The sequence below is a fragment of the Pseudomonas prosekii genome (assembly GCF_900105155.1).
GTDB lineage: Bacteria > Pseudomonadota > Gammaproteobacteria > Pseudomonadales > Pseudomonadaceae > Aquipseudomonas > Aquipseudomonas prosekii.
The window spans coordinates 5920352-5932289 of the sequence record NZ_LT629762.1; the positions used below are offsets into that span (position 1 = coordinate 5920352).

General features: G+C 59.2%; 7 protein-coding genes and 1 pseudogene. 3 read left to right on the top strand and 5 right to left on the bottom strand.

Features of this window, described 5'->3' with window-relative positions; genetic code table 11:
- Positions 1-55: 55 nt before the first annotated feature.
- The 4 genes from BLU01_RS26665 to BLU01_RS26680 form a co-directional block, all read right to left on the bottom strand.
- Complete coding sequence (locus BLU01_RS26665; RefSeq protein ID WP_092281124.1) at positions 56-2341, bottom strand: Orn/Lys/Arg family decarboxylase; 2286 nt, start codon at positions 2339-2341, stop codon at positions 56-58.
- A complete protein-coding gene (gene potE / locus BLU01_RS26670; RefSeq protein ID WP_092281126.1) occupies positions 2338-3747 on the bottom strand; it encodes a putrescine-ornithine antiporter in 1410 nt (469 codons plus the stop codon). The genes BLU01_RS26665 and potE overlap by 4 nt, the downstream gene beginning before the upstream one ends.
- Before the next feature lie 166 nt (positions 3748-3913).
- Positions 3914-6076, bottom strand: a complete 2163-nt coding sequence (locus BLU01_RS26675) for an ATP-binding protein (protein WP_092281754.1) — start codon at positions 6074-6076, stop codon at positions 3914-3916.
- An 85-nt stretch (positions 6077-6161) separates the two neighbouring features.
- Positions 6162-6980 carry a DUF1206 domain-containing protein gene (locus BLU01_RS26680; RefSeq protein WP_092281128.1) on the bottom strand — a complete coding sequence of 273 codons (819 nt, stop codon included), beginning with the start codon at positions 6978-6980 and terminating at the stop codon, positions 6162-6164.
- A 162-nt stretch (positions 6981-7142) separates the two neighbouring features.
- Between BLU01_RS26680 and BLU01_RS26685 the strand changes: the two genes are divergently transcribed.
- Together BLU01_RS26685 and BLU01_RS26690 are read left to right on the top strand one after the other, a co-directional pair.
- Positions 7143-7841, top strand: coding sequence for a TetR/AcrR family transcriptional regulator (locus BLU01_RS26685; RefSeq protein WP_092281130.1), 699 nt, complete (start codon positions 7143-7145; stop codon positions 7839-7841).
- Positions 7838-8631, top strand: a pseudogene (locus tag BLU01_RS26690) (pyrroline-5-carboxylate reductase family protein). Before BLU01_RS26685 ends, BLU01_RS26690 begins: the two are co-directional and overlap by 4 nt.
- 47 nt (positions 8632-8678) lie before the next feature.
- Here BLU01_RS26690 and BLU01_RS26695 read toward each other — a convergent pair.
- Positions 8679-10715, bottom strand: a complete 2037-nt coding sequence (locus tag BLU01_RS26695) for an NADH:flavin oxidoreductase (RefSeq protein ID WP_167370456.1) — start codon at positions 10713-10715, stop codon at positions 8679-8681.
- A gap of 261 nt (positions 10716-10976) precedes the next feature.
- On the opposite strand from BLU01_RS26695, the gene BLU01_RS26700 reads away from it, so the two are divergent.
- On the top strand, positions 10977-11882 hold the full coding sequence (locus tag BLU01_RS26700; protein WP_092281134.1) for a glycine betaine ABC transporter substrate-binding protein: 906 nt from the start codon (positions 10977-10979) through the stop codon (positions 11880-11882).
- Positions 11883-11938 lie beyond the last annotated feature (56 nt).

The window sequence follows — 11938 nt, forward strand, 5'->3', positions numbered from 1 at the left end:
CGAGCGAATCACTTCGCTCGCGCATTTTCTCTGTCACTTCCAAATCACTGCTAAATCACTTCAACACCAACATCCGGTAAACCCCGCCCTCGCTTTCGATCCCGTGCGTGTCATGCGTAAACCCCGGGAATGACTTGTCGAACGCCTCCAGCGCCTTCAAATACGCCAACAGCGGTCCATCCGCAGGGCCGGCGTTTTCGCCCGGCATCAGTAATGGAATGCCCGGCGGATACGGGACGATGCCGGTTGCTGCGACGCGTCCGGCGGCTTCGTCGAGGGTCACCCGTTCGATGTTGTTGCGCACCAGATTTTCGTAGGCCTCTACCGGACTGAATTCGGCTTTCGGCAACGTGCCGAAGGCCTTGGCCATGTTGGCGGTGGTTTTGTGTTGTTTCATCGCGGCGAAGATTTCGTCGGCGAGGTCCTTCAGGCCCATGCCGGCGTAGCGCTGCTGATTGGCCGCGAGCAAGTCGGGCAGGGCCAGTTCCAGGTCGAGGTTTTCGTCGTAGTCGCGTTTGAAATCGAGGAGGGCATTGACCAGCGTGCCCCACTTGCCTTTGGTGATGCCGATGGAGAACAGAAACAGGATGGTGAAGTCGGTGGTTTTCTCGACGACGATGCCTTGGCGGCCGAGGTACGCGGTCAGCACGCAGGCCGGAATGCCGGAGTCGAGCAAATTGCCGTCGTCGCCCATGCCGGGGCTGAGCACCGAAACTTTGATCGGGTCGAGCATGCAGTAGCCGTCTTCGATATCTCCAAAACCGTGCCACACCTCGTTCGGGTGCAGCACCCAGCAATTCGGCTCGGTTTTCAGCAACTGCGGATCGACTTCATGGAACGGCACGCTCGCGCCGCCGACGTGCACGGTTGGCGGCTGCCAGCAAGTGAAGAACCAGTCGTTGTTGCTGAGCATTTCGTGGTGCATGTGCGAGATAACCTGGCGGAACGCCACGGCTTCTTCGATGGATTCAGTGGTGAGAATCTGCCCGCTCGGCGCTTCCATCATTGCCGAACTGACGTCGCAGGACGCCATGATCGCGTAATTGGGCGAGGTCGAGGCGTGCATCATGAACGACTCGTTGAAGCGCCCGTGATCGATCGGATTACGCCCGTTGCGCACATGAATCATCGAGGCTTGAGACAGCGCCGCGAGCAGTTTGTGGGTGGATTGGGTGGCGAACACCGTGGGTTTCGACGCGTCGTGATCGTCGGGGCTGCCGTGCATCGCGTGGCGCTCGCGATACAGCGGATTGAAGCGCGCGTAACCGTACCAGGCTTCATCGAAATGCAGACGGTCGACGCTCTGGCCGAGCAATTCCTCGACGCGGGTGACGTTGTAGGTCAGGCCGTCGTAAGTCGAGTTAGTGACAATCGCGTGGACCGGCGTCGGGTCGATGCCGTCGCGGACCAGCGGGTTGTTGGCGATGGCCGCTTTCACACCTTCGGCGCTCAAGGTCTGCGGCAGGATCGGGCCGATGATGCCGTAGCGGTTGCGGGTCGGCACCAGGTAGGTCGGGATCGCCCCGGACAAGGTCATCGCGTGTTCGGCGGACTTGTGGCAATTGCGGTCGCACAGGGCGATTTGATTGCGCGTGACGCTGGCCATCAGGATCACGCGGTTGGAGGTCGACGATCCGTTGGTTATGTAATAAGTGCGATGCGCGCCAAACACCTTGGCCGCGTAACGTTCACCCTGGCCAATCGGGCCGCTGTGATCGAGCAGTGAGCCCAGTTCGCCGACGGAAATCGACAAGTCGGAACGCAGCAGGTTTTCCCCGAAAAACTCATAAAACGCCCGGCCCGCAGTGCTCTTGAGGAACGCGGTGCCGCCGGCATGCCCCGGCGTGTGCCAGGAATATTCGTAGGTGCGGGCAAACTTCACCAGCGCGCCGAACATCGGTGGCAGCGCCGCTTGGCGGTAACGTTCGATGGCCGCGAGAATGCGTCCGCTGAGGAAGCGGCTGGTGTCTTCGGGCAGCCAGATAAAGTCGTCGGCGTGTTGCATGACCACCAGCGGAATGCTCGACGCGGTGCTGCGGTCGCTGATCAGAAACACCGGCACGCGGGTGTTGCGCTGGCGCAGGGCGGTCAACAGATCGATGCAGGCCTTGTGGTCGTCGCTGGCGTCCATTTCCCAACTGAGCAGCACGCATTGGATTGCCGAGTCGGTGCGCAGGATCGACGCAGCATCGCTCAAGCTCTCTGACGCCAGCACGCGAATGGCGCGCTCTTCGACATCGTGGACCAACTGATCGAGGGCGCGGCCGAACACGGTGCGTTTATCCGGCGGATTGCTCACCAGCAGCGTGAGCATGCCCAGCGTGTGTCGATATTCCGTCATGGCCTGACCTCCAGAGTTGAGGATTGCAAGTGGTTCACCGGCACCGGTTCGGCGGTTAGGTGCTGCGCGCTGACGGTCTGTGTCGGCACGCTGTTGTTGATCGCTTCGAGGCGGATCAGGCGGTTATTGACGAAGCCGAACAGCGTATAACCGAAAATCGTCGCGACGCCGCCGAGCATCAGCGCCTGCTCGCCAGAACTGTAGAGCGCCAGGTAGCTGTAGGCCGCCGCGACCCACGCGATGATGTTGGTGGCCAAGGCTTTGCCGGGCGGCACGTTGGAGACTTTTTGCAGGGTCATCAGCGCCGCCATCGACAGGATGTACGGCACCAGATTGGTCACCACCGCCAGATTGACCAGCGTGTCGAACTGCTTGCTCAAGTCCGGGCTGATCGTCAGAAAGCCCAGCGCGGTTTGCCCGGCGAGCAGAATCAGCATGCCGACAATCGGCGTGCCGGCCTTGTTGGCTTTGGCGAAGATCGGCAGGAAGTAACCGGTGTCCGCCGAGCTTTTGAACACCTGAGCGATGGTGAACTGCCAACCGAGCAGCGAGCCGATGCAGGCCAGGACCATGGCGGCCATGACGATGTCGCCAATCAGCGGCGTGAACATCTTGGCGAACACCAGCCCGAACGGCGCGGTGGACGAGGCCAGTTCCGGGTTATCGACGATGCCGGCGATGACGTTGGTCGAGACGATGTAAATCACCGCCGCGCCGAGGGTGCCACCGAGCACGGCAATCGGCACGTTTTTCTCGGGGTTTTCCACTGCATCGGTGTTGGCGCAGGCCGATTCAAGCCCAAGGAACGCCCACAAGGTGATCGCCACCGAAGCGCCGGCGGCGTCCATCCAGCCCATGTTGTGCGGGTTCCAACCGGCGGCGTAGACGCTGCTGTCGAACCAGAACCAGCCGATGGTCGACACCAGCACCACCGGCGCGATTACACCCCACACGGTAAACGCGCCGATCTGCCCGGTAATCCGCGCCCCGCCAAAGTTGGCGAACGTGGTGATCCACAGTAAGGCAATCGTCGCCAGGCCGACTTGCAGCGAATCGAGTTTGATGTCGAACAGTACTTGGATATAGCCGACCGCCGTGATGCTGATCGCCACGTTGGCAATCAACAGCGAGACGCCGTAGGTGTAGTTGGTCAAGTAGTTGCCGGCCTTGCCGAAGGTGTATTCGGCATAACCGCCCATGCCGCCAGTCTTGCGACTGAGCATGCCGCAGCGCGCAAAGGCGTAGGCGAGGGCGAGCGAGCCGGTGGCTGTGATCAGCCAGGAAAGTATCGAAATCCCGCCGACTTCGGCGAGTTTGGTCGGGAGCAGAACGATGCCGGAGCCGAGCATATTCACGGCGGTCAACATCGTCAGTTGCCCCACACTCATTTTCTTTGCGACTGACATTCCGTTGCCTCGTTAATTGCATTTCGGAACAGTAGCTATAGCAAAGGACGGTGAGGCTGCAAGAAATGAAAGTGGTCGCGGGTGATGGCTGATTGCCCGTTGCAACTGCTGCGCTGGCCGCAACGGGACTGTTTACTTGAAGGCTGTTCGCTGCACGGAGCAGCGCTTAGTTGGACGCCAACGTCAACGCATGCACCCGCGAACTCAGCTCATTCAGGCTGAACGGTTTGGTCAGCACTCTAGTGGTTGCATCGACCGACACCAGATTGGTCCCGCCGGCGAAACCGGTCACGAACAACACTTTCAACTGCGGATACTTCAACCGGAGTTGAGCGGCCAGACTGATGCCGTTCATCATTCCCGGCAGGCCGATGTCGGACACCAGCAAGTCCAGGTGATCAAGTTTTTCTGCCTGTTTGATCGCAGAAACACTGTCCACCGCTTCAACTACCCGGTAGCCACTTTCAGATAGCAACTCAGCGGCCATTTCACGAACAGCCGCTTCATCGTCAACCAGCAGAATGGTTTCGTTGTGCGCGGTGAGTTCATGTTCTTCAGGCGTATCCGCAGACGTTTTGAGTTCGCCGGGTTGCGAATGGTCGATGGGGAAATACATGGTCACGGTGGTGCCGATGCCGAGCGTGCTGTGAACCCGGACTTGCCCGCCGGATTGCTGGGTAAAACCATAAATCATCGACAGGCCCAGCCCGGTTCCTTCGCCGATCTTCTTGGTGGTGAAAAACGGATCGAAAATGCGCGACAGAATGTCGGGGCTGATGCCGGTGCCCGAGTCGGTGACGGAAATGCTCACGTAGGTGCCGGACGGCAGCAGTTTTTCCGACGATGCCGCTTGGTCGATGACGTAGCGGTCGACCCGCAGATCCAGCGTGCCGCCATTGGGCATGGCATCGCGGGCGTTGATCGCAAGGTTGAGGAGGGCGTTTTCCAGCTGATTAAGATCACACTTGATCCGGTCATTGGCCTGGAATGAACACTGCACTGCGATACTCGGCCCGACCGAGCGACGAATGATCTCTTCAAGGTCTGCTACCACTTTGCGCGGTTCCAGCAGTTCGGGTTCGAGTGACTGTTGACGGGAAAAGGTCAGCAGTCGTTGAGTTAACGCTGCCGCCCGCGAAGCCGAGGTCATGGCCACCGAGTTGTAGCGCGACAGTTCGCCAAAACGACCGGCGTCGATGCGCCGTTGCATCAGTTCCAGGCTGCCGATGATGCCGGCCAGCAAGTTATTGAAGTCGTGCGCGATGCCGCCGGTAAGTTGCCCGACCGCTTCCATTTTCTGACTTTGGCGCAACTTGGATTCAGTCATCGCCCGCTCGTGCTGCTCAGCCTCCAGTTGCTGGGTGCGTTGCCCGATGCGCACTTCGAGCAGGTCATTCCAGTCGCGAAGTGCACTTTCCAACTGCACGCGGTCGTCGATGTCTTCAATCGTGCCGTACCACTGTTCGCATTGGCCGTCGCTGTCGAGACTGCACAAGGCGCGAACCCGGAACCAACGGTAATCGGCAGTGTTTTTGCGGATGCGGATCTGCGAGTCGAACGGTTTTAAAGTGACCAGCGACTGGTCCCAAAGCGTAATCAATGAACCACGATCATCAGGATGAACAGCGTTGGCCCATTCCCGACTTAGCGTCTGCTCAGCGGTCAGGCCGGTGTATTCGTACCAGCGTTGATCAATCGAACTAAGGTCGCCGGCAACATCGGCGGTCCATGGCCACAATGGATTCAACTCGGCGGCGATGCGGTAGTGCCTTTCGCTTTCGCGCAGTTTGTTTTCCGTAGAACGCATGACGCTCAAGGTTTTCGAGCGCTTTAACACCCCGCCTAGCAAGTTGCTGTAGCCGCGCAAGAAGTCGATATCACTTTCGGTAAATTCGCGAGGCGTGTGGCTATCCACTTCAAAAATACCGAAAGGCCGCTCGCCCTCAGCGCCGAGGACCAACACGTTAACGAAGGCCTTGACGCCATTTTCGGTTTGAAAGTGGTGATAACGAAAGCGTGTCTCGGTAGCGAGGTCTGTCGAAATTACCGGGCTGTTGGTTTCCAGCGAATACCACTCCGGGCTGCCCACCGTGGCCTGGACTCGCACTTGGCCGACCACATCCGGCGTCCAGCCAACACCATTGCGGACCAGAAAAGTAATGCCGTCATCAAGTAACAACATGAACTTGGCCATGTTGGTTTCCAGCGCATCGCCGACTAAGCGACACGCCTCATCCAGAATATGTTCAAGGTCGTCCGACGCCACGGCCAACTCGCCAAACCTGGCGAGGACCTTGCGCTGACGCAGTAGTGTTTCCTCGGTAGCCATGTCATCACCCATCTCATTTGTATATCCGAGGGTGCTGTTGCGGTCGGGTTCAATCGATATGATCGAAGGCTGATCGCCGGTGCGCTTAGTGCCGTTCCGCGACGCCGGGCACGTCCATGTTGATCTTGCGCCACGCCGCTTCGGACAAGCTGTAGACCGAAAACGCAATCAGCCCCAAGGCCATTACCATCAGGATCACACCGCCGGCCGGCAAGTTCTGCAACGCATTCAGCGCATCTTTCATGCCCGGCGGATTGATCGCCTTATAGCTTGAGCCGCTGATCATCAACAGCAGGGCGATCTCGATGAACACGACGCCACGGGCGATAAGACCAAATCGCGAGACCGGCCTTACATAGCGCATGACTTCTTCGTCGGCTTCAAAGTACTTCTCGAACGAAGCTTTCCAGCCCTTGATGATGTGCGCGATACCCACGCCCAGTGGCACCAGTGCGACGAGGTAGACCAACAAGTTCGAGTGTTCCCACGACAACAACTGCGCGAGCAAGTCTTTGGTTTGCCCACCTCCGGAACCGCCCGAACTATTGATCCCGCTGACCAGCAACCCCAGGGCAAAGAACGCCAGAGCGCCGTTCACCACGCCGCCGGCCAATAAACCCGCACGGATCACCAAACCCTTGAACTCTTTGCCGTGATGATCAACATCGCGGGTTGCCTGCAATACCCGCCAAGCCGCGAATGCCAGCAAACCGGCGACGACAATGCCAATCAGCAAGTAGCCGAATGGTTGGCTCAACAAGGCTTCCAGGCTCTTGTGACTGTCTTTGGGTTTGCTTGAATCCTGGGCCGCGAGTAACGCGAAGATCCCGATAATCAGGTAAAGAATGCCCCGGGCGGCATAACCGCTTCGAGCTAAAACGATAAGGCTGTGTTGCGTGGACATTGCTGTTAATTCCCGAAAAGTTATACAGGAGAGACCTGTAACGGCGGACGGGGTTCGATCTGGCTTCGACTTGCAGTGAAGTCGGCCAAATGTACTCAGGTGTACATTCACAGGTCGTCCGAGTACATTCGGGTCACGCATTTTTCAGCAAGGCAGGACCCGATGTCTCAGTTAGGCAAAGCACGCGGCAAGGCGCAGGACAGCGGGTGGCGTGGTTCGCCCGAGGGTTGGCTGGCCGCCGCTTACGATGCGCTGAAGGAGTCGGGCATCGATGCCGTTCGGGTGATGCCGCTGGCGAAACGCCTGGGATTATCGCGAACCAGCTTCTATTGGTTCTTCGAGGATCGCGAGCAATTGCTCGCCGCTTTGCTCACACGCTGGCGCGACACCAATACTGGCGGGCTGATCCGCCAAAGCGAGAGTTACGCGGAAAGCATTTCCGAAGCGATCCTCAATGTCTTCGAATGCTGGCTCAACCCGCAGACGTTCGATTCGCAATTCGAGTTCGCCGTGCGCAGTTGGGCGCTGCAGTCTGCCGAGGTTGCCGCCGAAGTCGCCACCGCCGATGAGCAACGCATCAGCGCGCTGGCCAGCATGTTCAAGCGTTTCGGTTACGACTTGAACGCCGCCGACACCCGCGCGCGCACGATCTATCTGACGCAGATCGGTTACATCACGATGAACACCAGCGAGGAAATCACCGTGCGTTTTCAGCGCATCCCGCATTACGTGAGCATCTTCACCGGCAAAGTGCCAAAGCAGCGCGAACTGGACCGTTTCTACGGAAAGTTCGGTTACGCCGAAAGTGAGCCGGGGCACTTTGTGCCGTTGACCGACACATTCGAGGACGCGGCGAAATGAGCAGCCAGACGCCGGGAATCCAGACGCTGGGAATCATCGGCGGAACTGGCTGGCTGGGTGGCTCGATTGCGAAAGCGCTGCTGGCGAAAGGCGTGTTGCACAAGGCCATCTGGTTATTTCCAATCGATCCGGCAGTCATCCGCTAGCGCGCGAAGGCGCGCAACTGGTCACCGATAATCAGGCACTGGTGGCCCGCAGCGGGCTGATTATCCTCGCCGTGCGCCCCGAACACTTCGCCAATCTCAACATTAATGCCTCGGGCAAAACTGTGATCTCGCTGATGGCCGGGATTACTGCGCAGGCGATTTCAAAGCAGACTTCGGCAGCGGCGGTCATCCGGGCGATGCCCAACGCAGCGGTGGAAATCGAGCGATCGTTCACGCCGTGGTTTTGTTTTGGCGAGGTGGATGCGGCGACAAAAAGTCTGGTGCAGCGTTTGTTCGAAAGCGTCGGCACAGCGGCTGAAGTGACGCAAGAGGATCACATCGAGGTGCTCTCGGCGCTGTCCGGCACCGGTCCGGCGTTTCCTGCGTTATTACTGACCGCGTTGGCCAAGCAGGCGACGCTAGCCGGAATACCTGCCGATATCGCGCAACTCGCGGCGAAGAATGTGGTGGTGCATAGCAGCCAGTTACTCGCCAGCCGCGATGCTCAGGAAACCCTTGATAGCTTGATTGCGTATCGGGGTGTGACCGCCGCCGCGTTGCAGTCGCTGACGGATGGCCAGTTCGAGCAACAGATCGGCAAGGCTTTGGAGGAGGGCGCTGCCGTCGCGCGCAAAGGCCTTTGACCCGCATCACCGCAGCGCCCTCCAAATGAGGGCGCTGCGGCGTCAGCTCAGAGGTCTTTCACCAGGCGCAGCGCGTCGTAAATGGCGGCGTGGGTGTTGCGCGCCGACACGGCATCGCCAATCCGGAACAATTGGAAACGACCTTCGGGGTGCGTGACGATGTTCTGGGTTTTGCCGGCGATCAAATTGTGCTGTTCGACCGCGCCGCCATTGCTCGAATGTCCGCGCAACTCGAAGTACAGATCGTCCAGCGGCAGGGTGCCGTGATTGATCACCACCTGATCGACCACCCGCTGTTTATTCACTCGGCCATAATCGCTGCCAAAGCTGACCAGCAACTTGCCATCGCGTTTTTCTACGGCTTCGACCCGATAAGTCACGGTAAACGTGACGTCGAGGTCTTGCAGGCTGCGCATGTACGGCACCAGGTTCATCGCCATGACTTCCGGCGCAAACGACCGGTCGGGCGTGACGATTTCGAGGGTGGCGCCACTGTTGGCGATCACTTCAGCGGCCTGCAACGCCGCATGGTCGCCGGCGTCATCGAAGATCAGCACGTTGCGCCCGGGTTTGACGTCGCCGGAAATGATGTCCCACGCCGATACCACCAGTTCATTGCCATGTTTCAGCACTTCGGTGTGCGGCAGACCGCCAGTGGCGACGATGACCACGTCCGGTTCTTGCGCCAGCACCGTATCGGCCTCGGCCCAGGTGTTGAAATGGAATTTGACCCCGAGCCGTTCGCACTGGGCCATGCGCCAGTCGATGATGCTGATCATCTCGCGGCGACGCTCGCTTAACGCGGTCAGGCGGATCTGCCCGCCGGGCTGGTCGGCGACTTCAAATACGGTGACGTCGTGCCCTCGCTCACCGGCGACCCGCGCCGCCTCCAGACCCGCCGGGCCAGTGCCAATAATCACTACGTTGCGTTTGACCGGCGCCTGCGCAATCTCGTGCGGCATTGTGGTTTCGCGGCCGGTCGCAGCGTTGTGGATGCAATACGCCGCGCCGCCCTGATAGATGCGGTCCAGGCAGTAGTTGGCGCCGACGCACGGGCGGATTTCTTCCTCACGTTTTTCGATGATTTTGCGCACGATGTGCGGGTCGGTCATGTGCGCGCGGGTCATGCCGACCATGTCGATCTTACCGGAGGCGATGGCATGTCGGGCGGTGGCGACGTCGGGAATCTTCGCTGCGTGGAACGTCGGGAAACCGGTGGCCGCGCGGATTTCACCGGCGAAATCCAGGTGCGGCGAGTTGCGCATGCCCTGGATCGGAATCACGTCGGTGAGGCCGGCATCGGTGTCGATGTGGCCACGCACTACGTTGAGAAAATCCACCAGGCCGCTGTCCTTGAGCAGATGCGAAATCGCCATGCCTTCCTGCGCACCAAAGCCGCCGGGCAGGTCCTCGTCGCCGGTATAGCGCACGCCGAGAATGAAATCCTCGCCGCATTGCTTGCGGATGCCGCGCAGCACATCGAAGGTGAAACGCAGGCGATTTTCCAGCGAACCGCCGTAAGGTCCGTCGAGATCGTTGGTCAGCGGCGACCAGAACTGATCCATCAAATGCCCGTAGGCTTGCAGCTCCAGGCCGTCGAGGCCGGCGGCTTTCATGCGCTCGGCGGCGTCCACGTAATCCTTGATGATGCGCTCGATGTCCCACTCTTCCATTTTCTTCGGGAACGAGCGGTGCGACGCCTCGCGGCGATGCGAGGGCGAGACCACCGGCAGCCAGTCGGCTTTGTCCCAGCGCGTGCGACGGCCCAGATGCGTCAGTTGAATCATCACCGCCGCGCCGTGTTCGTGGCACTCATCGGTGAGGTCTTTGAGCCAGCCGACCACTTCGTCCTTGTACGCCAGGATGTTGTTGAACACCGGCGGACTGTCGCGTGACACCGCCGCAGAACCGGCGGTCATGGTCAACGCCACGCCAGCCTTGGCGCGCTCGACGTGATAGGCCCGATAAAGATCCTTGGGCATGCCGTCGACCGGATACGCCGGTTCGTGCGAGGTGGTCATGATGCGGTTACGCAAGGTCAGGTTTTTGATTGTGTAGGGCTGCAACAGGGGATCGCTGGACATGTGGTGCGCTCCTCGAACAAACATCAGGCGTTGGTTTTGACATAACGGTATGTCCAATGTTCACAGGCGTCAACCGATCATGACACAGGTGTACATTTTGCTTGTGCCACCGCGAAACCGCGATTAACATCCGCTAAAACAAGAAACGCCGATGATGTTTTGATGCCCTGTGACTGCGATCTTGTTTGCTCTCCTGTCGGAGAGGTTTGTTGCTTCTGCTGCCCTGCCAATAACTATTCGAATAGAAAGCGGAGATGCGCGATGACTAACCAAACGTTATCCAGTAAAAGCCTGATCGGCTGGCTTGCAGCGGCGGCGCTGGGCACTTGCAGCCTAGCCGCCAACGCCGCAGACCCGGCGCCGATCCGTATCGGCTGGGTCAACTGGTCGGACACCGAGATCACGGTGAAACTGGCCAGCGCCGCGTTACAGGACAACCTCAAACAACCCGTAAAACTGGTGCTGGCGGATATCGGTATTCAGTTCCAGGCGCTGGCCAACGGCAACATCGACTTGATCCCGATGGTCTGGTTGCCCAGTACGCACAAGGCTTTCCACGACAAGTACCGCGACAAGATTGAAGACCTGGGCGTGCTCTATGAAGGGCGGATCGGCATGGCGGTGCCGACGTCAATTCCTGAAAGTGAGATCGCCAGTGTCGAAGACCTGAACAAGCCTGACGTGAAAGCCAAACTGGGCGGCAAGATCCTCACGTCTGAAGTCGGCAACGGCCAATACAAACTCACGGAACTGGCACTCAAGGAATACAAACTTGATGGCTACAAGATGGTCGCGTCTTCAGAGTCGGGCATGTTGAGTGAACTGGATCGCAACCTGAAACGCGATAAGTGGTCGTTGGTCAACGCCTGGAGTCCGCACTGGATGTTCTCCAAGTGGTCGCTGCGTTATCTGGATGATCCGAAGAAGATTTTCGGCGGCGCTGAACAAATCCACGCGTTCGCCCGCCAGGGTTTCAGCGTGGAACATCCGGAAGTGGCGCGCTTCTTCGCCAACTTCAAAATCCCTCAGGCGGATCTTGAAAAGCTGATGTTTGCGGCGCGGGAAAGTACTGCGGACAAGGTGGTGGCGGACTATTACGCGGCGAACAAACCACGGTTTGCGGCGATGTTTGAAACGGCAACGGCTGCGAGTGGCGTCACTCAGTAACGAACAAGGGCGACGCCGTTGGCAGCGTCGCCCTTGGTTTTGCGGTGGTGCGTGAA

What these genes read in the sequence shown, in the direction of transcription:
- BLU01_RS26665 (WP_092281124.1), bottom strand. Translation starts at nt 2,341, where the DNA reads ATGACGGAATATCGACACACGCTGGGCATGCTCACGCTGCTGGTGAGC.
- potE (WP_092281126.1), bottom strand. Translation starts at nt 3,747, where the DNA reads ATGTCAGTCGCAAAGAAAATGAGTGTGGGGCAACTGACGATGTTGACC.
- BLU01_RS26675 (WP_092281754.1), bottom strand. Translation starts at nt 6,076, where the DNA reads ATGGCTACCGAGGAAACACTACTGCGTCAGCGCAAGGTCCTCGCCAGG.
- BLU01_RS26680 (WP_092281128.1), bottom strand. Translation starts at nt 6,980, where the DNA reads ATGTCCACGCAACACAGCCTTATCGTTTTAGCTCGAAGCGGTTATGCC.
- BLU01_RS26685 (WP_092281130.1), top strand. Translation starts at nt 7,143, where the DNA reads ATGTCTCAGTTAGGCAAAGCACGCGGCAAGGCGCAGGACAGCGGGTGG.
- BLU01_RS26695 (WP_167370456.1), bottom strand. Translation starts at nt 10,715, where the DNA reads ATGTCCAGCGATCCCCTGTTGCAGCCCTACACAATCAAAAACCTGACC.
- BLU01_RS26700 (WP_092281134.1), top strand. Translation starts at nt 10,977, where the DNA reads ATGACTAACCAAACGTTATCCAGTAAAAGCCTGATCGGCTGGCTTGCA.